This is a genomic window from Selenomonas sp. (genome assembly GCF_057272215.1).
This window is the reverse complement of sequence record NZ_DBHIUY010000005.1, coordinates 1-21,844: the sequence shown is the minus strand read 5'-3', so window position 1 is coordinate 21,844 and position 21,844 is coordinate 1. Positions and strand designations below refer to the sequence as shown.

Sequence of the window (21,844 nt, the reverse complement as noted above, 5' to 3'; positions counted from 1 at the left end):
AGATTGTCCTCCTACTCCATCTCGCCGCGAAAGTCTTCGAGCGCACAAAGCGCACGCTCGGCGAGCAGTTCTTTCTTGCGCTTCTTGTCGCGGATGCGCCCTTCTAAGGGCGGCAGCAGTCCGAAATTGACGTTCATCGGCTGGAAATGCCGCGAATCCGCCTCCGTGATGTAGGCAACGAGTGCGCCGTGGCACGTTTCACGAGGGAACACGAGCGGCGGCTGTCCCTTGGCGAGCCGCGCGGCGTTTTTTCCTGCGACAAGCCCCGAAGCCGCCGACTCGACATAGCCTTCGACGCCCGTCATTTGTCCGGCGAAGAGAAGCTCTGCATCCTTCTTGAGCTGATATGTCGGCGCGAGAAGGCGCGGCGCATCGATATAGGTGTTGCGGTGCATGACGCCGTAGCGCATGAACTCGGCATGTTCGAGTCCCGGGATCATGCAGAACACGCGCCGCTGCTCGCCCCACTTCAAATGCGTCTGAAAGCCCACGATATTGTAGAGCGTGCCTGCCGCGTTGTCTTGGCGCAGCTGCACGACGGCGTGCGGACGCACCCCCGTCTTCGGATCTTCCAAGCCGACGGGCTTTAAGGGACCGAAAAGCAAGGTGCTTTCGCCGCGCGAAGCCATGACCTCGACGGGCATACAGCCCTCGAAGAACACGGGCTTTTCAAAGCTGTGCAGCTCCGCCGTCTCCGCTGTCGTCAACGCCTGCCAAAAGGCACGGTACTCCTCTTCCGTCATCGGGCAGTTGATGTAAGCAGGCTCGCCCTTGCCGTAGCGCGACGTGCGGTACGCCTTCGTCATGTCGATGGATTCGAGCGTCACGATGGGCGCCGCCGCATCGTAAAAGTAAAAGGACGCATCCCCCATCATCTCGCGCAAGCAGGCGGCGAGCGCACCGTCCGTCAGAGGGCCGGATGCCACGATGGTCACAGCGCCCTCTTCTCGCGGGATCGTCTCGACGCGCTCGCGCACGACCTCGACGCGCGGGTGCGCCGTGAGCTTCTCGGTGATATAGCGCGAAAATCCCTCGCGATCGACGGCGAGCGCACCGCCTGCCGGCACGCGAGTCGCGTCCGCCGCCGCCATGATGAGAGAGTCCATGCGGCGCATCTCCTCTTTCAAGACGCCGACGGCGTTCTCAAGCCCTGCGCCGCGCAACGAATTGCTGCAGACGAGTTCGGCGAAGTCCGCCGTCTTGTGCGCGGGGCTTGAAGATACGGGGCGCATCTCATAGAGCGTGACCCGTGCGCCGCTCTCGGCCGCCTGCCATGCGGCTTCGCTGCCGGCAAGCCCTGCGCCCACGATGATGACCTTCTTCACTTCTTTTCCTCTCTCGCCGCTTCCTTCGCCCGCTTCGCTTCCAAGCGCGCGCGGCTCTTTTCTATCTCCTTGTTGATCGGGTGGTCGATGCGCGTCCGGCACGCCTCGTTGCTGCAGTAGGGCAAAATTCTGCCGTTCTTGTAGCGGTGACGAAGCATGAACGCGCCGCACTCCGGGCACTTTTCCGTCAAAGGCTGATCCCACGTCACATAGTCGCAGGCAGGATAATTCTCGCAACCGTAGAACGCCTGTCCGCGCCTTGAGCGGCGCTCGACGATCCTGCCGCCGCACTTGGGGCACGGCACGCCTGTATCCTTTAAGAGCGGTTTCGTGTTGCGGCAGTCGGGAAAGCCCGGGCACGCGAGGAACTTGCCGTAGCGCCCCTGCTTGACGACCATGTTCCTGCCGCACTTTTCACATACGACATCGGACACTTCCTCGGGAATCTCGACTTCGCCGATCGCTTCATCTGCTTTTTCGAGTGTCTTTTCAAACGGCTCGTAAAAGGTGCGCAAAAGGTCGTTCTTATCCACCTTTCCCTCGGCGATCTCATCAAGCTCATTTTCCAGCCCCGCCGTAAACTGCACATCGACGATGTCCTTGAAATACTCTTCGAGCATATCGTTGACAAGGAAGCCGAGGTCGGTCGGCTGAAAATGCTTGTCCTGGCGCACGACGTAGCCACGCGCCAAGATCGTCTCAATGATCGGCGCGTAGGTACTCGGACGGCCGATGTCCTTTTCCTCAAGCGTCTTGACGAGCGACGCCTCGTTGTAGCGCGGCGGCGGCTCCGTGAAGTGCTGCTCGGGCAAAAGCCGCACGAGAGAAATCGCTTCTCCTGCCGCAAGTTCGGGCAGCAGCACATCCTTTTCCTTCTTATTGTCCGCATAGACGGCGAGGAAACCCGCGAACTTCAGCGTTGATCCCGAGGCGCGCGCGATGTAGCGCTCGCCTGCCGCCACGCTGACGCTCACCGTATCGAATACGGCGGGCGTCATCTGGCTCGCAACGAAGCGCTGCCAGATCAAGGTGTAAAGGCGAAGCTGATCGCGGGTCAGATATTTTCCCATAAGCTCCGGCGTGTTCTCTACGCTCGTCGGACGAATCGCCTCGTGCGCGTCCTGCGCTTTCTTGCCCGCCGCATAGACATTGGGTTTTTCGGGCAAGTAATCCGCGCCGAACGAAGCGCCGACGTAGTCGCGCACCTCATCGAGCGCGAGATCCGAAAGGCGCGTCGAATCCGTGCGCATGTAGGTGATGAGACCGACGGGGCCGCGCCTGCCAAGCTCGACGCCCTCATAGAGCTGCTGGGCGAACATCATCGTGCGGCGCGACGTGAAGCCAAGCTTTCTCGACGCGTCCTGCTGCATACTGCTCGTCGTAAACGGCGCGACGGGATTGCGCCTGCGCTCGCGCTTCTTGACCTCTTTGACGGAGAGTTTCTGACGCGCGATATCCTCGACGAGCGCGTCCGTCTCCTCCTTCGAATGCAGCGCGAGCTTCTTGCCATCGACAGTCGCAAGTTCGGCGGTAAACTGCGCGCCGCGCTCCTTCTTGAGCTTCATGCCAACGGTCCAATACTCCTCGGGCACGAACGCCTGGATCTCCTTTTCGCGGTCGCAGATGAGCTTGACCGTCACCGACTGCACGCGGCCGGCGGAAAGCCCCTTCTTGATCTTGCGCCAGAGGAGCGGGCTGAGCTTATAGCCGACGATGCGATCGAGCATACGACGCGCCTGCTGTGCATCCACACGGTCGAGGTTGATCGGGTACGGTTCCTTGACTGCCGCCTGTATCGCGGGCTTCGTGATCTCGTTGAACACGATGCGGCAATTCTCCTGCGGGTCAAGCCCCAAGATGTAGGCGAGATGCCAGGCGATCGCCTCGCCTTCGCGGTCGGGATCGCTTGCGAGATAGATCTTGTCTGCGTGCTTCGCATCCTTTTTGAGTGCCTTGATGAGATCGCCCTTGCCGCGAATGTTGATGTACTTCGGTGCAAAATCATGCTCGACGTCGATGCCGAACTGGCTCTTCGGGAGATCGCGCAGATGCCCCATAGATGCCCGCACCATGTATTTTTTGCCGAGATACTTTTCAATCGTCTTAGCCTTCGCAGGCGACTCGACAACGACCAAAGTCTTAGGCGCACTTTTTCTCGTTGTTTTTGCAGCCGTTTTTTTCGCAGCGGATTTTTTCGCCGTCGTTTTCGCTGCAGCCGTTTTCCTTGCTTTCTTTACTGTTTTCTCCACGACTTCCGTATTCTTTTCCTGCGGCGTCTTTTTCTGCGCTGTCGGCAAGATCGCCCCTCCTCAGATACTCATATACTTCATGCTCAAAGATGTTTCCCTGCGGCGCTTCGGATATAGGTGCGCATGGGTGTTTCTTCGACCAGCCCTTTGACGCGCAGCCCCAACAGGAGAAACGCGACGTTCGCCGCCTTGCCTTGCAGGCGGCAGATCAGCTCGTCCAAAGAACGCGCTTCCTCGCGCGAAAGGAGCGCATAGACCGCCGCTTCCTCTTCCGTCAAATCCTGCGGCGGCGCGCTTTCCTCCGCTGCCCCGCCTGTGTACTCGGCGGCAACGTCCGCCGCTGAGACGACAAGCCGCGCCCCCTGCTGAATCAAGCGATGACAGCCGCAGCTCATCGCCGAATAGATGCTGCCCGGCACGGCAAAGACATCGCGCCCCTCGCTCAAGGCGAACTCCGCCGTGATCAAAGAACCGCTCTTTTCTGCCGCCTCGACGACGATCGTGCCGCGTGCGACACCGCTGATGATGCGATTTCGCGCGGGGAAGAACGCTGCAAACGGCGCTGTCCCCGGCGCATACTCAGAAATGACGGCACCCTTTTCGGCAATCTGTGCCAAAAGCCGCGCATTCTCGCGCGGATAAGCGACATCGACGCCGCAGCCGAGCACGGCGACCGTCGCGCCAGCCTTCAAAGCCCCTTTGTGCGAAGCCGTGTCTATGCCGCGCGCCGCACCACTCACGACGACAAAACCGCGCTCGGCAAGACCGAGCGCGATATCCTCCGCCGCGCTTTTGCCATAAGCGCTCGCATGACGTGCGCCGACCATAGCGACAGCAGGTTGTTTGAGGCAATCGAGGGAACCGCGGCAAAAGAGCGTCTGCGGCGGATCATAAATCTCCCGCAAAAGCGCAGGATACGCCCCATCCGTCGGAATGAACAGCCGTATGCCGGCTTTCTCACAAGTCTCAGCGATTTTCTCAGGAAGCGTTTCGTTCTTGCGGCAAAAATCATGCAGCGCGGCGGCTCGCTCAAGCGAAAGCCCTGCCGCCCTGAGCGTCGTCACATCCGCCCGCCAAACATCCTGCGCCGTTCCCAAGCCGCGCAGAAGAGACGCAGCGATACGGCTGCCCACATGAGGCGCACGGCAAAGAGCCGCCAAAAAGAAACGCTCCATGACGCATCTCCTCTCGTCCGATCTTTTTCACCTTCATGCACGCCAAATTCTGCTGCACAGCATCTTACGCCCTGCGCGTGACCTCGACCTCAACAAAGTCCAGCGGGCCGTGAATGAGCACGGCATTCTTGCGGATGCGCGTCGTGACTTCGACGACCTGCGGGAACTTCTGTAAAATACGATCGCCCGTCTTTGCCGCAAGCGTCATCAAGAGATTTACCTTCGTTTCTTCCACCGTATCTTGAATCAAGGGGTAGACAGTCGCGGCATCAATGGCGCCATCCTCCAGACGATCCGTATCACACGCCTTATCGTCGCGCGTCACCATCTCTACATCGACGTTGAGCTTCGCGCCTTGCTCCTTCTCATATTCATAAACGCCCTGGAAGCCATAAAACATCATGTTCATCAATCTGATCTTTGCCACAAAAAACCACTCTCCTTAGCTCTAAATCCCTAAAAGTGCGAGAATGTCCCGCGCCAAGACGTCAAGCCCCCACGGCTGACGCATAAGCACGGCAACTGCCGCACGATACTGCGCGAGCGTCGCGAAGATCAGCACATCCGTGCGCTCCTCGCTGAGGTCGACGGCATGGCGCGAAACAGCGGCGTCCGCTCCTTTCGAGAGAAACGTCTGCTTGACGACGTTCGCCGCCTTCGTCGGCAGATCGTGCACGCGAATCACGCAGAAAACCGCCTTGTCACGCATGATCTTGACACCCGCTTCCGTGCAGCCGATCTCGCGCATGACCTCTGCCGCCGCTTCCGCATTCCAAGGCTCCATACGCTCAAGCACAAAGCTCCTTCGCTCCATGAAATCCCCCCCTTGCGCTTCATTTCCTCTCATTGTATCATAAAGAGGAAGGAAAAGGTACGAAAAATTTCAACGAGGTGAAATCCATGAGCGATATATTCCTGCTCTTCCTCATCTTTCTCATGCTCGCCTATACATTCTGGGACGAGCTTTTCACGAGGTAAGAGAGCCGCTTACGCAAAAAAAGAAGGAGGCTTGCGCCTCCTTTCAAAGAAGATTACATCACCCGGCGAGCCCCGATATAGCAGGACCCCCAGTAAGAGCTGTAAAGCGAATCGATCGCTACGCCGCGGCTCGATGATGCGTTGATGAAGTTGCCGTCGCCAAGATAGATGCCGACATGCGATGCACCGTAGGTGTATGTCGAGAAAAAGACGAGGTCGCCTGCGACGAGTTCATCGGTCGAAACGGGAACGCCGACCTCAAACTGCTCGTCTGCCATGCGCGGCAGATAGACGCCAGCATTAGCGAACACATAGCGCACATAGCCCGAGCAGTCAAAACCGCTCGGCGTCGTGCCGCCGAATACATACGGTACACCGAGATACTGCATCGAATCCGAGATGATGCGGCGCGAGATATAGTTCGAACCGCGGCTCACTTCCGGCATGTTCTTGCCGAGAAGCGCCGCGTACGTCGCCGAGCCGACGAGACCGTCAGCCTCAAGACCGTGCGCACTCTGGAACGCCTTGACCGCCTCTGCCGTCGCGGGACCAAAATCGCCGTCCGCCGCCACGTCATATCCAAGGCTTGCCAGCTGCCCCTGAATCTCCGCTACATCGCTCCCCTGATCGCCCATGCGGAAAGCCGACGCCCCCGCGATGGAAAATCCACACATCAAAACCGTGGTCAGTACGAAAATACGCATTACTCTACTCAAATGGACACTCCCTCTCTGATTTCGCCTACGAGGTTAGCTGCCGGGTTAGGGAAGAGAACACCCTTTTTGATGCAGCCGGAAAGCGGTCTTGCATTACATCCGCAGTCCTTCAGCCGCCTCATCATTCACCCCAAAAACTATGGTTCCCCCGCTCCTGAGCTGGATTCGGCTTTTATTCGCTTATGCGTATCGGCTCCTCGTTGTTTTGCTTGCCGAGCACCCTATAAGCCGGGTTCTGTGCTGCCTTAAGGCAGTGGCAATCATTTATCTGGACCGCCCGTTGCCGGACGGCTCAAGCGACGCTACCCGGAAGGTCGGCGGGCCGCCTCATCCCTTCCCTATTTGGTCTTGCTCCGCGTGGGGTTTGCCTAGCCAGCCAGTCACCTGACTGCTGGTGCGCTCTTACCGCACCTTTCCACCCTTGCCAACACAGCCCTGCCGTGCGGCGGTCTAAGTCTCTATGGCACTTTCCCTAAGGTTGCCCCCGCTGGACGTTATCCAGCACGCTGCCCTATGAAGCCCGGACTTTCCTCAGACAAAATGCCCGCGATTGCCCGGATGCTCAGCAAACTTACAACGTGACCATTATACCAGTTTCTGATCGAGTTGTCAAACGAATTCAGCTGTATGTCCATCATTTTTATCAGAGAAAATTAATCTACCATACACCCCTAAACCATAGATATAGTTAGTAGATTTGAAAAAAATCACTAGATCTTGTTTCGGCGACGATTTTCACCGCTTTCCCCAGCGCGTTTGCCAGCCGTGCAGCCAGGCTGGCGACGATCGGCTGCTCCGTCGCAAAATGACCGGCGTCAAAGACATGGATTCCCAGCCCTACGGCGCGTTCAGCGTCGTGATATTTCACATCGCCCGTCACATAGACGTCGGCGCCCTTCGCCGCCGCCCTGCCGATGAATTCGGCGCCGCTGCCGCCGCAGAGAGCGACGCGGCGAACGGCATGACCGCCCGCGCACACGACGCGCAGAGCAGACAGTCCGAGATGCGTCTTGACGAACGCGGCAAAATCCTCCAAAGAGAGCGGCGCGGGCAGTTCACCGATGCGTCCAAGTCCCGGCTCGCCGTCTGCCGCGCCATCGAGGAGCGACACAGGCGAGACAAGCCCCAGCCGCTCGGCAAGCACATCGTTGACGCCGCCCGCTGCACTGTCGAGATTCGTATGCGCAGCAAAGACGGCGATATCCGCCCGGATGAGACGCGCGATCTTGCGTCCCGTCGCATCGTCCGTGCGCACCGCCTTGACGCCGCGAAAAATAAGAGGATGGTGCGCGACGATCAGATCGCAGCCATCCTCGATTGCCTGTTCGATGGTTTCCTCGCGCACATCGAGTGCGACGAGGATCTTTCTTACTTCATCGGCAGGCGAGCCGATGAGAAGCCCGGGATTGTCCCATGCCTCTGCCAAGCGGCGCGGCGCGATGCGCTCCATCGCCTGCATGACGTCCTGACATTTTACCATATAAGTCGCTCCTTCAATGACGCAATCTTTTCTTTCAGCGCACGATATGCCGCACTTTCCTTTGCCCGTGCGCTCTTTTCCATGCCCAAAGCGGCACGGCGGGCGCGAAGGATGAGATGCTCGATATGCGCGCGCAGAAGCGGCGGCTTCTTCTGCCAGAGCAGGGGACCGATCTCAAGAAGAATCGGCGCAGGAAAATCCTCGCGCCCGGGCTTTGCCAGCAGCACTTCATAGATCCTGCCGCCCGCAAGGGCAAGACTTTCATCGGCGATGTGCCAATCGTGCGCATAGAGCCACGCGCGAAGCTCCGCCGCATCGCTCTGCGGCTGCAGGATCAGCGTCTCGACCTCCTGCAGCACGGCGGCGCCGTCTGTGAGGATGCGCGCGATCAGCGAGCCGCCCATACCCGCGACGGCAACGGCATCGACCTCTCCCGGGCGAATCGCCGAAAGCCCATCGCCGAGACGCACTTCGACCGCAGCCGTACAGCCAGCAAGCCGCACGGCACGCTCTGCCGCCGCGAAAGGCCCCTCATTCACTTCCACGGCGACGGCGTGCGCGATCCTTTCCATAGCGACAAGCGCAAGCGGCAGCTTCGCATGGTCGGCGCCGATGTCGGCAAAGCGTGCGCCGAGCGGCACAAAAGCGGCGACGGCAGCAAGACGCTCATCGAGTTCCTGCACCGTCACCGCCCCTTTTTTCATCTTGACGAACTGCCTTCATCATTCAAATCAATCGAGAAAATCCTTAAGTTTGCGGCTGCGGCTCGGATGGCGCAGCTTCCTGAGAGCCTTCGCCTCAATTTGGCGGATGCGCTCGCGCGTCACGCCGAAGTTCTGTCCGACTTCCTCAAGCGTACGCGCCCTGCCGTCGTCAAGTCCGAAGCGCAGGCGCAGAACACGCTCCTCACGCTCGGTCAAGGTGTCGAGAACTTCTTCGAGCTGCTCTTTGAGGAGCATGAAGGACGCAGCTTCCGCCGGTGCGGGCGCGTCCTGATCCTCGATGAAGTCGCCGAGGTGGGAGTCCTCCTCCTCACCAATCGGCGTTTCCAGCGACACAGGCTCCTGCGCGATCTTCATGATTTCGCGCACGCGCTCTACGCTGATCTCCATCGCCTCGGCAACCTCCTCGGGCGACGGTTCGCGCCCGAGCTGCTGCAAAAGCTGCCGTGAGACGCGAATCAGCTTATTGATCGTCTCGACCATGTGGACGGGGATGCGGATCGTACGCGCCTGATCGGCGATGGCGCGCGTAATCGCCTGCCGAATCCACCACGTCGCGTAAGTGCTGAACTTATACCCCTTGTTATAGTCGAACTTTTCAACCGCCTTGATAAGTCCGAGGTTCCCCTCTTGGATGAGATCGAGGAAGAGCATCCCTCTGCCGACGTAGCGCTTGGCGATGCTCACGACGAGACGCAAGTTCGCCTCTGCAAGCTCCTTCTGCGCTTCTTCGTCGCCCGCTTCCATGCGCTTGGCAAGAGCGATCTCCTCATCGGCGGAAAGGAGCGGCACGCGGCCGATCTCCTTGAGGTACATGCGCACGGGATCGTCGATGCTGATGCCCTCGGGAATGCTCAGATCGATGTCCGCCTCTTCCTCGACTTCGACCTTATCCTCGTCCACATCCACTTGCCCGCGGTTCGAGTCGTCCACGATCTCAATGCCCTTGTTGCTGAATGCTTCGTAAAGGTCGTCGATTTCATCCGGCGAGAGTTCTTGCTCCTGCAATGCCGTCATCAGCTCGCCATAGGTCAGCACGCCGCCGTTTCCCCGCCCTTTGGCGAGCAGGCTCGACACGATGGCAGAGCTCTGTGTCGGCTTCTTGTCCACGCCGAGAGCCGCCTTATTCGTTTCCTCCGCCATGGAATCGCGCCTCCTTTCTGCTGCTCATTTCGTCATGCGGGACAAGGCAGCCCGCGCTGGAAAATGCTCTTTTTCTGCTCATAGCCCTTCCATTTCGTTCTTTATTCGCTGAATCTGCGCTAATTCCTGCAAGAATCGCGCATCGTTCTCTTTTTCCCATTGATCAGCGCGCCGCGTATGCTCCTCATAAAGCTGCGCGAGGTACGCCCTGCGCAGGCGGCGCATAGAGTCATCGTAAGCCTCAAGTGCGTCCGCCGCAGCCGTATCTTCAGCAAGCGCACGGCTGATCTCGGCAATCGCCGCCTCCGTAAGCTCCGCCTGTGCGCGTGCATCCGTCGGCGCTTCGCCCGCCGCGTGAAGATCATGTAGCCAAGAAAGCGCCTGCGTCTGCTCTGCGGTCGGAAACGCAGCAAACGGTACAAGCGCAGCGATATGCTCCGTGATCGGTGCATCGCGCCACGCCGTTGCAAGCACGACGCGCCCCGCTCGGCGCAGTGCGTCGTCCGCCTTCTTGAACGCCCGCCGCGTCGTCTCCCGCGCAGCCGCAGGCGATGCAAGAGAGCCGCCCGCGCGTCCAATCTCGGCGCGAATCAGACCTTCGTCGAGCGTCAGCTCACGCGCTGTACGCACGATGTAGCTGCCAAGCTCCGCCGGACTCTTGACTTCAGCAAACACGGGCAAGAGCGACGAAAGCGCGTCGAGCCTGCCCTGCAGACTCTCCTTGTCCGCCGCCTCCAAAACGCGCATCATACGGTACTCCACATAGGGCAGCGCCGCTTCGATAAGCGTTTGAAAGGCTTCTTTGCCGTACTTTCGGATGTACTCGTCAGGATCCTTGCCGTCTGGCACACGCAGCACCTTGACCGCTGCGCCGACGTCCCGCGCGACGGCGAGCGCACGCAGCGTCGCCTCCTGCCCCGCAGCATCGCTGTCGTAGCAAAAGCGCAGCTCCGGCGCATAGCGGAGCAGAAGTCTCGCCTGCTCCGCCGTAAACGCCGTGCCGAGAGAAGCGACGACATTTTCGATGCCCGCCGCCGCGACGGAAATCGCATCCATATAGCCCTCGACGACGACAGCAAATCCCGCGCGTGCAATCGCACGGTGCGCACGATCCAGACCGAAGAGCAGACGACGCTTATTGAAAATCAAAGTCTCGGGCGAATTCAAATACTTCGGTTCACCCGAAGAAAGAATACGCCCGCCAAACGCTACGACGCGCCCGCGTGCATCGCGGATCGGGATGATCGCGCGGTCACGGAAACGATCATAGTAACCGTCAGACTTTTGCCGCTTCGTCACAAGTCCGCTCTCTTCCAAAAGAGCCGGCGGGACGCCTCGCTTTTGAAAAGCGACGGCGAGCTTATCCCATGCAGGCGGCGCACAGCCGATGCCAAACGCCTCGATGATCGACGCGTCGATGCCGCGTCCTGCAAGATACGCTTTTGCCGCATCGCCGTAATGCGTTTTCGTCAGGCAGTTGTGGAAAAACGCCTGCGCCATTTCATGCACGCGGCGAAGCTCCTCGATCTTCTTGTCCCGCGCCATTTGAGATGCGCTTCGTTCACGCTGCGGCAACGGAATGTTGAGCTTTTCCGCCTGCCATTTGATTGCATCAAAATAAGGAATATTCTCGATAAGGGAGAGGAACTTGAACACATTTCCCCCGACATGGCAGCCGAAGCAATAAAAAAATCCCTGCTCGGGAACCACCGAAAAAGACGGGGTGTTCTCGTGGTGAAAAGGGCAGCAGCCCCAGTAGCGGTTTCCTTTTTTCTTCAACGCGACATAGGAAGAAACGACGGTAACGATGTCAGAATCCGCGCGTACGCGTTCGACGAAAGCATCCATCGCCTCATTCCTCATGCTTCTTCATCCTCCGCTGCTCCCTCTCTTTGCCTGTCAGCGCTGTTCGAAAACGCCTCGGAAAAGGGGCAAATCCCCCACGCAAATTCCACTACGTTTTATATTCCCTACAAAACAAAAATATCCTCTTTTTTTCCGTCCCGCAAGAAAAATTTGCCCGACGCCACGAAAAGACGCCTGCGAGAAAACTGCCGGAAAAATCATCCGTCACCCGGCACGGAAAAACCGACGGGCGGCATGAAAATCCGTGCGAACGTATGCACGGCATAGTTATCACTAAGCCCCGCCACATAATCAACGACAGTCTGCTGCCTGCCCCAGCGCGCCTCATGCCGACGAAACTCTTCAGGCAGCTCATCGAAACGCTCCATATAGTGCGCATAAAGCTCACGCAGGACGAAAACCGCCTGCTGCCGCTCACGCGCCAATCGCTCCGAGTGATAGATGTGCTTGAACATAAACGCGCGAAAGGCATCCATGACCTCCTGCATGACAGGCGATAGGGCAATATCCTTCTGCTTCGCCGAATACATGATGAGATCAGAAACCATGCCCGTGATCATCTCCGACGTCGTATGACCGAGCCTCGCGTAAACGACAGCGGGCAAATCGCCAGCCTGCAGCATCCCCGCACGCAGGCTGTCGTCGTAATCGTGGCATAGATACGCGATGCGATCAGCGATGCGCACAATGCGTCCTTCGAGTGTCTTGGGCAAGTGCTTGCCCGTGTGGTTGACGATGCCGTCCTTGACCTCGAAGGTCAGATTCAGCCCCTCACCCTCGCGTTCAAGATACTCGACGACGCGCAAACTCTGCTCGTTGTGCGAAAAATGACCGAGGATCTCCGCCATCGCCGCCTCACCTGCATGACCGAACGGCGTATGCCCGACGTCGTGCCCAAGCGCGATCGCCTCCGTCAAATCCTCGTTGAGGAAAAGTCCTCGTGCGATCGTGCGCGCGATCTGCGACACCTCCAAGCTGTGCGTCATGCGCGTGCGATAGTGGTCGCCCGAGACGATATAGACCTGCGTCTTGCGCTTCAAACGGCGGAACGCCTTCGAATGCAGAATGCGGTCGCGGTCACGCTGAAAGTCCGTGCGAAAGGGGCACGGCGCAATCGGCGTTCGCCTGCGGCTTTCCCTGCTCTTCGCCGCGAGCGGTGAAAGCATCTCATATTCCAATGCCTCGCGCTTTTCCCGTATCGTCATCTGCCGGCCTCCTTCTTCTGCTCTTTTCATATATCAACTAATACGGCAAAAAAGCCTTTTATCCTGCCGAAAAGCATCCTTTAAAGAAAATTCGCTGGAAAAAGCTGTCCGCTTGCTGTATGATTAGGGAAAGAACCTCGCAGGAAAAGCACTTCTCCCGTCAAGGAAAGGAAGCATCGTTATGAAAAAAAGCCTTGTCTCTATTCTCATGCTGTTCGTTCTGCTCGCTTGGAGCGCTGCGGCTCTTGCCGCGCCAAACTTCTCTTTCGACTCCTACAACCTCGACTTCGCCTCAGGCCGCTGCGTCTTTGACGGCAACATACGCATCGTCGCCAACGGCTGCACCTTCCAAGCCGACCATGCCGAAGTCGATCTTGCAACGGCGCTCAAGTATCTGAAAAACGGCTCCTTCGACGCCCAAAGCGGCGTGAACTCATCGGACTTCGAAGTCTGGTGCGAAGGCAACGTCAGCGTCTCGCAGGACGGCTTGAAGCTCACAGGCGACAAAGCGCACGTCATCGGCAAGACGCACGAAGCAGCCGTCGACGGCAACGTCCGTCTTGAGCGCCCCAAATTCACGATTCAGGCAGATCGCGGACTCTTCAACTGGGACACCCAAATCGCACAATTCGACGACAACGTAAAAATCCAGCAAGGAAAGCGCGAGATCAAGGCGGAGCACGCCTTCTACGACGTCGCGAAGGACGAGCTGCTCTAAGCTGCAGTACACGTCCTTCTTCACACCGCACCGTCGAAACGAACACGAGATTTCACAAACTGAAGCCCACCCATTCCTCTTACTCACGGGGACTGAGCGGGCTTTTTGGCGTCTGCCCAACAACTCGTTGAACATTGACTCGGCAATATCGTTACATTTTTCCCTCTGCCTGTGTGGATTCGGGGAAGAACTGCACCTGTACACGGCGCTGCGCCTTAGTGGAAATCCATTCGGTCAAACGAGCACGCAACGCTTCGTCCATATTGGCCTTCAAGTATATAAAAGCAATCGGCATTTCACTCAGAGAAGCCGATGGATCTGCAGTCGCAGCAGGGCCGCGCACACTCCCAACGGCGATGCGGGAGATTTCCGGGAACACGATACGTGCCTCACGATTCCAGTCCAATATATAAGTGCCCTGTTTTTCACTTTCCTCTCGAGCAGATTTGAGTGCGGTCACTGTCTGTTGTTCCTGTACGGAAGGAATGGCTCTTTTTTCAACCTCGCTGAGTCTCTGATCGATCATCGCCTCCATCTTTTCCCGCTCTTCCACCGTTTCCGCAGAAAAAACCTCCAGACGGAAAGGTCTGAGATGTGCCTTTTCATGCAGTTTCTCCGTCAATACTGTCAAATCATCCTCCGATATTCCGGCAATCGTAAATACCGTCAATATTTTCTCCTCACTATCCAAGGTATAGGAGATCGCCAGATGAGGCGGCACTTTGAAATTCTCCTCGATATAAATCTTCGCCTGCTCGCTCTCCAGATTTTCCTGCACGCTCTGATACGCAAAGAAACAACTGGGCAATGTGATAAGTATGGCAAATGTCAGCAGGTAGCGTTTCTGTCTTGAAAATTCCACGGAGTCCCGCTCGATCTTGGATGGAATGTCAATGATTTTCAGGACACTGAATGCGGTCAAACAGATAAAGAAACTATTGATGAAGAAAAGATATAACGCACCTACAGTATATGCAGTCACACCCGTAGCAATGCCATACCCTGCGGTACAGAGAGGAGGCATGAGAGCCGTCGCAATCGCAACGCCGGGGATGACATTTCCACCTTCTTTACGTGTTATACCGATGATGCCTGCCAGTCCACCGAAAACAGCGATCAAAACATCCCAGATGGTCGGTGATGTCCGTGCAAGCAGTTCCGACGAGGGTGTATCTATGGGCGTAAGGGAAAAATAAAGTGCCGATGTGGCAACCGAAATGAGCACTTGGGCCAACAGACTGCCTGCACTAGAGCGGATATATGTGCTGTCATACCGGGCAAGGCCATAGCCGATACCCAAGATCGACCCCATCAGCGGAGAGATCAGCATCGCGCCGATGATGACCGCCGTGCTGTCCATGTTGAGTCCGATGGAGGCGATAAAGATGGCCAACATCAGTACACAGAGATTCGTCCCCCGAAATCGCACGCCGGCGTTGATCCGATCTGTAATTTCCCGTATCGACGCGATGTCGCCATGCAAATCAAAAAAATCTTTCAGCTTATTCCAAACCAAACAAACCATCTCCTTCGTCTGGGCATCGGGATACTTTCATTATATAGAAGCATACCATGTTTCATGAATATTTTCGAGCCCTTCACCGTCATATCGGACCTCCCAGCTCAAAAACCGTCAGCCCCTGTAAGAAGTCGTACAATCTAACTTTTCCAGCAGGAAAGCATGTGTATAGAAAGAAGTATATGATAAGAGCATACACAGAACCCGCATGCAAAAGGAGCTGCTTTACGGCAACTCCTTTTGCATGCGGGTCCTGTGGGTAATTCCCAAAGGCCTCTTAATGTTCCTTCATCCAAGTGTTCAAGAAAAGTCCAAATACTTCTCACCCGTACCGTACTTCTCAATGACATAATCGAGATCCTTGTCGCCTCTGCCGCTGAGGTTGACGAGAATCGAACCCGTATCCATCTCCTTGGCGCGGCGCATGGCATAAGCGACCGCATGGGAGCTTTCGAGTGCCGGAATGATGCCCTCGTAGCGCGACAGTTTGAAAAACGCGCCGATCGCCTCTTCATCCGTCGCCGTATCATACTTGACGCGTCCGACTTCGCGCAAAAATGCGTGCTCAGGGCCGACGGACGGATAGTCGAGACCGCTCGCAACCGAGTACACAGGCGCAGGCTCGCCCGCTCCATCCTTGAGCATAATGCTGTTGAAGCCGTGCATGACGCCCTCTTCGCCGTACGACATAGACGCCGCATGATCGCCGAGCGTTTCGCCAAGCCCCAGAGGCTCAACGCCGACGATCTCGACGGGATCCTCAAGAAACGGGATGAACATGCCAATGGCGTTGCTGCCGCCGCCCACACATGCCGTCACGACGTCGGGCAAAAAGCCCGTCATCTCAGAGAACTGCTCACGCGCCTCGATACCGACCACCATCTGAAAGTCGCGTACCATCAGGGGGAACGGATGCGGTCCAAGCGCCGAGCCGATGCAGTAGACCGTTTCCTTATAGTTTGCCAGATAATCCTCAAAAGCCGCATCGACAGCTTCCTTGAGTGTCTTGGCGCCCTCCGTCACCGACACGACCTTTGCACCGAGTACCTTCATACGCGCCACGTTCGGCGCCTGCTTCTTGATATCGACCTCGCCCATATAGATCGTGCAGTCAAGCCCGAAGAAAGCCGCCGCCGTCGCGAGCGCAACACCGTGCTGCCCCGCCCCCGTCTCGGCGATGATGCGCCTCTTACCCATGAACTTCGCCAAAAGCCCCTCGCCCATGCAGTGATTGAGCTTATGTGCGCCCGAGTGATTCAAGTCCTCACGCTTCAAATAAATCTGGCAGTTGCCGATCTTGCGCGAAAGACGCTCGCAGTGGTAAACCGGTGTCGGGCGGCCTTGGAACTCGCGGCGAATGCGCCGAAGCTCATTGATGAACTGCGAAGAATGGCAAATCGTCAGATACGCCTCGGTGATTTCCTCAAAGGCAGGCACAAGTTGCTCGGGCAGATACGCGCCGCCAAACTTGCCGAAACGCCCCTCCTTATTCGGATATTCCTTGAGATAACGCTTAAAATCCATACAGTTTCCCTCACTTCATTTGATTCAGTCTTGCAGCGAGCGCCGACGCCGACTCATCCCCGGCAAGGCAGCTCATGACAGGCTGTGCGCCGAGCATGACGACGTCGCCGTCCGCATAGGCGCTCTCCGTCGCATGACCGTTATGGTAAGCCGCCGCCAAGTTGCCCTGCACGAAGTAGGCTCGTTCCGCGCCGCTCATATTCGCGATTGCTGCAGGCTCGACAAACCGCTTTCCCTTGACGTAGACGGCGCCGTCCTTGACCTCGACATGACCGCCGCTGTAATCCTTGACGCTCTGCATATACTTGTCGCGCCGTTCCTTGTTCGTCGGATGATCGGACGGATCAAACATCTCGCTGACGAAATTCTGCGGATTGTCCCCCTGCTGCTCCATAAAACGCTGCCAAACAGCAGCGGCAGCGCCCGGGTTGTAGCCCGCATCCGTGATATATCGGAGTGCAAGCCCGTCCGCTTCCCACTCATGCGCACGCCCGATCGACACGCGATTGATCTGCGTGACGACCGTATCGAGCACCTTGTTTCTGAGAGCGGAAGAATCCGTTATGCTGGCAAGTACCTGCGCACCGATCGCAACATCAATCTGCTTGCGCCAACCATCCGCCACATGGCTCTTCATACCATGTCCCATCTCGTGCCCCAAGACGACGGCAATCTCATCTTCGTTCTGCAAGTAATGGAAAAGCCCTCGATTAATCGACATCACATGGCCAAGCGAACAAAACGCATTGAAGCTGTCCTCTTGATTGATAAACCAAAGAAACGGCTTGTCACGCACTGACGGATCCGTCTTGGCTATGCCATCCGACACGCGATCGATCGCCCGCGCACAAAGCTCTTCCCACGGCGACGCCTCCTCAACGCCGTACTCCTCCTGGAACATCGTGAAAAGCTGCTGACGACCCGCTTCCGTCTGATCGAGTTCCTTGATCTGCTTCTCCGCCTCAGCCTTTGCCTGAAAACCACCGATGACCGTGCCCAAAAGGTCACCCCAGCCCGCATCCGCCACAGGAGCCGGCTGCAGGGCAAAACTGCCGCCAACGGCGAAAATCCCCGCCATGAGCGCGGCTGTGATACGCTTTTTCCAAGATTTCCTTTCCATGATCGTCCTCCTCATCTCCGTCAAATCCCCCGCAAAACATCGCCCGAGAAGTCAAGCCCGAAGGGCGCAGACGGATTGGCTAGGTTTCTGTAAGGGCGGCGCACAATGTCCACAAAGCGGACGTTTGCGCATATAGTTTACGTATAAACAATGATTTATTCTTCTAGGTTCGACGAAAACAGGCAAAAATCCTTTTCCAAGGGAAAAAACAAGACCTGCGGTCATTTTCTGAGAAAATGATACCGCAAGTCTTTCCATTTCAGCGTTTATTGTGCAGCGCCGGAGCCAAGAAGCCAATGGCAGAGCCACATACGAGCCGACGAAGGTCTGCGGCGCTCTCGGCAGGAATCACCGCACAGCTGCCGCACTGCCCGCACTCCAGCAGGACGGAATCACCGCGCACCTGCGCGATGAAATCATGACTGCCGCAAAGACAGGCGACCTCTCCCGCAGCAACGAACTCATGCACACGATTGACCGCTTCAAGTAAAATCTGCTGTTTCCCGATGAAATTCGTACCATCGGAAGGATGAAGCCTTTCAAATTCCGTCTGATTGAAAGCCAAAAGCTCCTCGATGCGACGACGCTGCCCGATATAGCCAAGCTCAAAACGATCCTGGCTGCAATACACCTTCTCAAGCTTCATGCGCTTGAGCTGCACAAGACTGTAGCTGAACACATGCTCCTTGCCGCAGGCGACGCACGGCACATGAATCTCCCAGCGTCCCTTATCCTGTCGCACCAACGCCGCCTGCTCATGCGAACAGTCTGCACAGCGCAGAGAAAAACGCTTCATACCGGGGAAATATGGCACATCATGCACATGAATCTTGCCGCAGCGCCGACAATAAAACGCCACAGAGCAAACGACGCCTCCGACCAGCATAGCAGTTCTTCACTCTCCTCGCGAATCTTTCTCGAAAAATTTCAAATCTCTTTCGTTTTGCTGAATAATTCGGCGCAGAAGAAAAAAATCCTTCCCGAAAGGTCGGTGATTGTTATTAAAATTGCGACATAATTTCCTTAACATTCCTCAGCAAGCAAATCTATCCGGCAGACTTGCAAAAATCTACAAAAAAAACACCGTCCTAAGACGGTGTCAGACATTGCAAATGGTGACGCGTACGGGATTCGAACCCGTGAAGCCGCCGTGAAAGGGCGGTGTCTTAACCACTTGACCAACGCGCCAATATTGGCTCCTCGAGCAGGGATCGAACCTGCGACAACCTGATTAACAGTCAGGCGCTCTACCTACTGAGCTATCGAGGAATCATAAGGTGCTCACGCACCAGCAAGAAGTATTATACACGATTGCAGACAGGTGCGCAAGCATTATTTTTGCTCAGATAAAAATTCATGCGAAATCCGGCGCATCCGAAGCCTTCCCATCACTTAAAATGTTCATCCTCATACTTTGCAATGCTTTCGCGACGCTCGGCATACTTGCCGCCAAGCGGCTCACAGGAGAGCCACGTCTTTGCAATCTCCCATGCCATATTGTTCGCAATGACGCGCTGCCCCATGCAGAGGATGTTGGCGTCATTGTGCGTGCGCATCATGCGTGCCGTGAAGAGATCGTGCGCGATGACAGCGCGCGCACCTTTGACCTTGTTCGCCATAATGCACATCGCCGCCCCTGTGCCGCAGACGAGGATACCGAGCTTCTCTTCGCTCCTCGCCACATCCTCCGCCACCTTCTGCGCATAGGGCTGCGTGTTGCAGGACTTCTCGTCATACGTCCCCGCATCCTCGACGCTGCAGCCCGCTTCCTTCAACTGCTGCAGCAAGAACTGCTTCATGGGATAGCCCGCATGATCTGCACCTATGACGATCGTTTTCTTCATCGGAAATACCTCCCTTGATCCGGCTGTTGTCTCACCCTTAATTCATTCGCAGTTATTTCCAAATTCCCTGCTGCGAAATTAAATATTGCATTTTCCCCCCATCCATGCTAAGATACTACAGTATAATTTCCTTTAAGGGAGGTGAAACATTTGCCGAACATCAAAGCATCCATCCGCAGCGTCAAGAAGGATGAGAAGCGCCGTGCGAAAAACGCTGCGGAAAAGTCCCGCGTGCGTACAGCTTCGCGCCACGTCCTTGATGCCGTCGAAGCAGGAAATGCGGATGAAGCGAAGTCCTTCCTGAAAGCCGCCTGCAAGACGATCGATCAGGCTGCTGCGAACCATGTGTTCCATAAGAACTGCGCCGCCCGCAAAAAGTCGCGCCTTGCCCGCAAGGTCAATGCCATGGCATAACGACGTTCTCGGCGACACGATAGAATCCCATCTCCATAGGCAATGAGAAACTGCATTGCTTATGGAGATGGGATTTTTCTATTGCAATAATGCCAAGACGCCCGCCGCCCGAAGCACAGGGAGCGCCGCTCAGCCCAATGCCGCCCGCAGCACTTCTTCCACATGCGCTTTACATTCCGCATAACCCTCGCCCGGCTTCGCCTCGTAAAGTTTTTTGCCGTCAACAAACATGGATGGTACATAATAGTAGCTCTCGGAAAAAGGCTGCGCCTTTTCTTTTTCCCGCGTCTCCTCAATCCATTCGACGGGCACTTCCTCGTAAGCGGAGTACGCCTTTTCCAGTTCGTCCATCGCCCGCGCTGCGTTACGGCAGTACGGGCAGCCTTCCATATACAGCACTGTGACCTTCTTCATCTCGCTAAACCGCCTTTCTGTCAAAGACGCCGCTGCTGCAGCAAATTTCTCTCCCAGAGGCACGGATACATTCAGCATAGCCCTCTTAGCGCATCTTTTCCGTCCGCTCCATATCGACGAACGAAAACTCTGCACCGATCGGACGAACTTCCTTGATCCGTTCCCCTGATATCAAAACGAAAAATGTATGCCTTCTCTCGCAAACGACGCCGCATTGATGCGCTTCTGCGGCTCCACGGAAAGGCTCTGCCCCAAAAAGCGCGCGCCCGCGTGCTCGATCTCAAAGAACGCCGCCATAGGAAAGTCGCACTTGTAAACGCCAAAGGTGCGAATAAGCCCCCACGTCGCAGGGCTTTCGAACGTCGAAGAGAACTCCCCCGTGCGCTCGCCGAAGTAAGGGCAGCGCAGCCAACGCTCGAACTGCGCCGCCGTCAAAAAGAAGCAGCCCGAATGCGGATTGCGCGCCTTGACGAAGCGCACATTGCCGCCGAGCATGGAAGCCGTCAAGACGGGACGCTCGGCAAAGTCGATGTACTTCTGAGCGAAGGAAAGACGCTCCACAAGCTCGCTTCCCGCCTCGAAACCGTCCGTCTCCACATACCCTTTCGGAAATACGCAGCGCTCATTGTACTCGAAGCGATGCGGCAAGAGCACAGCTTCTGCACCGAAGAGCGCATCGAACCACGCGAGCTTTTGGAAGAACAGCGGATCGTGCACGACGAGGTCGTCCTCCATGTAGCAGTAATAATCGTATTCGCCATGCCTCTCCTTGAGCACATCCTGACAAGTGAAGCCCAAAAGTTTCGGATCGACATCGGGGAAATCCCTTCGCTCGTATATCCCCTGCGGCAGTTCAAGACGATCGAGCGCATGACGCTCCCCCGCCGTCGAGAGCACGATATCGACCTTGGCATGGAGATCCTCGTTCGCCGCGTAATAATTCGCCAAAGAGCGTGCTATCGGCTTCCCCGCCTGCAAATCGGCATCCGTAAAACGCGAACCGTCCGCGTTCTGCAAATCATAGCGGCAATATGCCTGCGGGCTTTCAAACAGCGTTTTCAGATGCACGATGAGCTTCCGAAGGTTCTTCGCCTTGCGCTCAGGATCGCCGTTCGAAGCATAGATGCCCTCTGGATCATGCGAGTAATAATGCGGTATCGTCACGAGTATCTTCATGAAAGCCTCCTAGGTACGCAAAGTAAACTTTCAGGACATATGTTCAGCCGTCGCGCGAAGCGGCATGACTTGCTTTTACGCCCGTTTCCTGCGACAGTTTCATCAAGATGGCATGCTGTACATATGTCCTCACGCCTTACAGAAACCTAACCAATCGGTCTGCACCCTTCGGGCTTGACCTCTTGGGGTTTCATGGTAAGCTACACGCACAAACGTCCACTTTGTGGACATTGTGCGCCGCCCTTACAGAAACCTA

Annotated in this window: 20 protein-coding genes, 2 tRNA genes, 1 other RNA gene and 1 riboswitch; of the genes, 2 read left to right on the top strand and 21 right to left on the bottom strand. The window is 56.7% G+C overall.

Annotation, left to right across the window (positions count from 1 at the left end; genetic code table 11):
- Window positions 1-11: 11 nt before the first annotated feature.
- The 12 genes from trmFO to ACO5Z0_RS05475 all read right to left on the bottom strand — a co-directional run bounded on the left by trmFO (window position 12) and on the right by ACO5Z0_RS05475 (window position 12,859).
- On the bottom strand, window positions 12-1,325 hold the full coding sequence (gene trmFO, locus ACO5Z0_RS05530; protein ID WP_485649497.1) for a methylenetetrahydrofolate--tRNA-(uracil(54)-C(5))-methyltransferase (FADH(2)-oxidizing) TrmFO: 1,314 nt from the start codon (window positions 1,323-1,325) through the stop codon (window positions 12-14).
- Window positions 1,322-3,622, bottom strand: coding sequence for a type I DNA topoisomerase (gene topA / locus ACO5Z0_RS05525; RefSeq protein ID WP_485649496.1), 2,301 nt, complete (start codon window positions 3,620-3,622; stop codon window positions 1,322-1,324). Before topA ends, trmFO begins: the two co-directional genes overlap by 4 nt.
- 35 nt (window positions 3,623-3,657) lie before the next feature.
- On the bottom strand, window positions 3,658-4,749 hold the full coding sequence (gene dprA, locus ACO5Z0_RS05520; protein WP_485649495.1) for a DNA-processing protein DprA: 1,092 nt from the start codon (window positions 4,747-4,749) through the stop codon (window positions 3,658-3,660).
- A gap of 64 nt (window positions 4,750-4,813) precedes the next feature.
- Window positions 4,814-5,176 carry a dihydroneopterin aldolase gene (folB, locus tag ACO5Z0_RS05515; protein ID WP_442673131.1) on the bottom strand — a complete coding sequence of 121 codons (363 nt, stop codon included), beginning with the start codon at window positions 5,174-5,176 and terminating at the stop codon, window positions 4,814-4,816.
- Between the two features lie 21 nt (window positions 5,177-5,197).
- On the bottom strand, window positions 5,198-5,563 hold the full coding sequence (locus ACO5Z0_RS05510; RefSeq protein WP_442673132.1) for a dihydropteroate synthase: 366 nt from the start codon (window positions 5,561-5,563) through the stop codon (window positions 5,198-5,200).
- Window positions 5,564-5,780: 217 nt separating this feature from the next.
- Complete coding sequence (locus tag ACO5Z0_RS05505) at window positions 5,781-6,401, bottom strand: C40 family peptidase (RefSeq protein WP_442673140.1); 621 nt, start codon at window positions 6,399-6,401, stop codon at window positions 5,781-5,783.
- Window positions 6,402-6,449: 48 nt separating this feature from the next.
- Window positions 6,450-6,624: riboswitch (cyclic di-AMP (ydaO/yuaA leader) on the bottom strand.
- A gap of 27 nt (window positions 6,625-6,651) precedes the next feature.
- Window positions 6,652-7,009: RNase P RNA component class A (gene rnpB / locus ACO5Z0_RS05500), an RNA gene on the bottom strand.
- 122 nt (window positions 7,010-7,131) lie between these two features.
- The gene (locus ACO5Z0_RS05495; protein WP_485649494.1) at window positions 7,132-7,923 is read right to left on the bottom strand and encodes a Nif3-like dinuclear metal center hexameric protein; all 792 of its coding nucleotides are present in this window, start codon (window positions 7,921-7,923) and stop codon (window positions 7,132-7,134) included.
- Window positions 7,917-8,627: a tRNA (adenine(22)-N(1))-methyltransferase gene (locus ACO5Z0_RS05490; protein WP_485649493.1), complete on the bottom strand. Its 711-nt coding sequence runs from the start codon at window positions 8,625-8,627 to the stop codon at window positions 7,917-7,919. The genes ACO5Z0_RS05495 and ACO5Z0_RS05490 overlap by 7 nt, the downstream gene beginning before the upstream one ends.
- Window positions 8,628-8,654: 27 nt before the next feature.
- Entirely contained in the window at window positions 8,655-9,788 is a 1,134-nt protein-coding gene (gene rpoD / locus ACO5Z0_RS05485) for an RNA polymerase sigma factor RpoD (RefSeq protein ID WP_442673135.1), read from the bottom strand.
- 78 nt (window positions 9,789-9,866) lie between these two features.
- Window positions 9,867-11,651 (bottom strand): DNA primase, encoded by a 1,785-nt coding sequence (dnaG, locus tag ACO5Z0_RS05480; protein WP_485649492.1) that lies wholly within the window; start codon window positions 11,649-11,651, stop codon window positions 9,867-9,869.
- A gap of 200 nt (window positions 11,652-11,851) precedes the next feature.
- On the bottom strand, window positions 11,852-12,859 hold the full coding sequence (locus tag ACO5Z0_RS05475; protein ID WP_485649491.1) for a deoxyguanosinetriphosphate triphosphohydrolase: 1,008 nt from the start codon (window positions 12,857-12,859) through the stop codon (window positions 11,852-11,854).
- Between the two features lie 181 nt (window positions 12,860-13,040).
- Between ACO5Z0_RS05475 and ACO5Z0_RS05470 the strand changes: the two genes are divergently transcribed.
- Window positions 13,041-13,577 (top strand): OstA-like protein, encoded by a 537-nt coding sequence (locus ACO5Z0_RS05470; RefSeq protein WP_442673138.1) that lies wholly within the window; start codon window positions 13,041-13,043, stop codon window positions 13,575-13,577.
- Window positions 13,578-13,728: 151 nt separating this feature from the next.
- On the opposite strand, the gene ACO5Z0_RS05465 is transcribed toward ACO5Z0_RS05470, so the two are convergent.
- The 7 genes from ACO5Z0_RS05465 to ACO5Z0_RS05435 form a co-directional block, all read right to left on the bottom strand.
- Complete coding sequence (locus ACO5Z0_RS05465; RefSeq protein WP_485649490.1) at window positions 13,729-15,102, bottom strand: DUF389 domain-containing protein; 1,374 nt, start codon at window positions 15,100-15,102, stop codon at window positions 13,729-13,731.
- A 294-nt stretch (window positions 15,103-15,396) separates the two neighbouring features.
- Entirely contained in the window at window positions 15,397-16,620 is a 1,224-nt protein-coding gene (gene trpB / locus ACO5Z0_RS05460) for a tryptophan synthase subunit beta (protein ID WP_485649489.1), read from the bottom strand.
- 10 nt (window positions 16,621-16,630) lie between these two features.
- Entirely contained in the window at window positions 16,631-17,740 is a 1,110-nt protein-coding gene (locus ACO5Z0_RS05455) for a M48 family metallopeptidase (RefSeq protein WP_485649488.1), read from the bottom strand.
- Between the two features lie 259 nt (window positions 17,741-17,999).
- A complete protein-coding gene (locus ACO5Z0_RS05450; protein WP_485649487.1) occupies window positions 18,000-18,599 on the bottom strand; it encodes a hypothetical protein in 600 nt (199 codons plus the stop codon).
- Window positions 18,600-18,853: 254 nt separating this feature from the next.
- Window positions 18,854-18,928, bottom strand: a tRNA-Glu gene (locus ACO5Z0_RS05445).
- A 5-nt stretch (window positions 18,929-18,933) separates the two neighbouring features.
- Window positions 18,934-19,009, bottom strand: a tRNA-Asn gene (locus ACO5Z0_RS05440).
- Window positions 19,010-19,128: 119 nt separating this feature from the next.
- The gene (locus tag ACO5Z0_RS05435; protein ID WP_442673882.1) at window positions 19,129-19,584 is read right to left on the bottom strand and encodes an RpiB/LacA/LacB family sugar-phosphate isomerase; all 456 of its coding nucleotides are present in this window, start codon (window positions 19,582-19,584) and stop codon (window positions 19,129-19,131) included.
- Between the two features lie 150 nt (window positions 19,585-19,734).
- Between ACO5Z0_RS05435 and rpsT the strand changes: the two genes are divergently transcribed.
- Window positions 19,735-19,998: a 30S ribosomal protein S20 gene (gene rpsT / locus ACO5Z0_RS05430; RefSeq protein WP_009645094.1), complete on the top strand. Its 264-nt coding sequence runs from the start codon at window positions 19,735-19,737 to the stop codon at window positions 19,996-19,998.
- A gap of 129 nt (window positions 19,999-20,127) precedes the next feature.
- Here the strand turns inward: rpsT and ACO5Z0_RS05425 are convergent, their stop codons facing one another.
- Window positions 20,128-20,490, bottom strand: a complete 363-nt coding sequence (locus ACO5Z0_RS05425; RefSeq protein ID WP_485649486.1) for a glutaredoxin family protein — start codon at window positions 20,488-20,490, stop codon at window positions 20,128-20,130.
- A gap of 93 nt (window positions 20,491-20,583) precedes the next feature.
- Window positions 20,584-21,588 (bottom strand): hypothetical protein, encoded by a 1,005-nt coding sequence (locus tag ACO5Z0_RS05420; protein ID WP_485649485.1) that lies wholly within the window; start codon window positions 21,586-21,588, stop codon window positions 20,584-20,586.
- Between the last annotated feature and the right edge of the window lie 256 nt (window positions 21,589-21,844).

Bases quoted from the DNA above. Each gene is read 5' to 3' on its own strand.
- dprA (WP_485649495.1), bottom strand. From the start codon at position 4,749: ATGGAGCGTTTCTTTTTGGCGGCTCTTTGCCGTGCGCCTCATGTGGGC.
- ACO5Z0_RS05510 (WP_442673132.1), bottom strand. From the start codon at position 5,563: ATGGAGCGAAGGAGCTTTGTGCTTGAGCGTATGGAGCCTTGGAATGCG.
- ACO5Z0_RS05505 (WP_442673140.1), bottom strand. From the start codon at position 6,401: ATGTGTGGATTTTCCATCGCGGGGGCGTCGGCTTTCCGCATGGGCGAT.
- ACO5Z0_RS05495 (WP_485649494.1), bottom strand. From the start codon at position 7,923: ATGGTAAAATGTCAGGACGTCATGCAGGCGATGGAGCGCATCGCGCCG.
- ACO5Z0_RS05490 (WP_485649493.1), bottom strand. From the start codon at position 8,627: ATGAAAAAAGGGGCGGTGACGGTGCAGGAACTCGATGAGCGTCTTGCT.
- rpoD (WP_442673135.1), bottom strand. From the start codon at position 9,788: ATGGCGGAGGAAACGAATAAGGCGGCTCTCGGCGTGGACAAGAAGCCG.
- dnaG (WP_485649492.1), bottom strand. From the start codon at position 11,651: ATGAGGAATGAGGCGATGGATGCTTTCGTCGAACGCGTACGCGCGGAT.
- ACO5Z0_RS05475 (WP_485649491.1), bottom strand. From the start codon at position 12,859: ATGACGATACGGGAAAAGCGCGAGGCATTGGAATATGAGATGCTTTCA.
- ACO5Z0_RS05470 (WP_442673138.1), top strand. From the start codon at position 13,041: ATGAAAAAAAGCCTTGTCTCTATTCTCATGCTGTTCGTTCTGCTCGCT.
- ACO5Z0_RS05465 (WP_485649490.1), bottom strand. From the start codon at position 15,102: ATGGTTTGTTTGGTTTGGAATAAGCTGAAAGATTTTTTTGATTTGCAT.
- trpB (WP_485649489.1), bottom strand. From the start codon at position 16,620: ATGGATTTTAAGCGTTATCTCAAGGAATATCCGAATAAGGAGGGGCGT.
- ACO5Z0_RS05455 (WP_485649488.1), bottom strand. From the start codon at position 17,740: ATGGAAAGGAAATCTTGGAAAAAGCGTATCACAGCCGCGCTCATGGCG.
- ACO5Z0_RS05435 (WP_442673882.1), bottom strand. From the start codon at position 19,584: ATGAAGAAAACGATCGTCATAGGTGCAGATCATGCGGGCTATCCCATG.
- ACO5Z0_RS05425 (WP_485649486.1), bottom strand. From the start codon at position 20,490: ATGCTGAATGTATCCGTGCCTCTGGGAGAGAAATTTGCTGCAGCAGCG.
- ACO5Z0_RS05420 (WP_485649485.1), bottom strand. From the start codon at position 21,588: ATGAAGATACTCGTGACGATACCGCATTATTACTCGCATGATCCAGAG.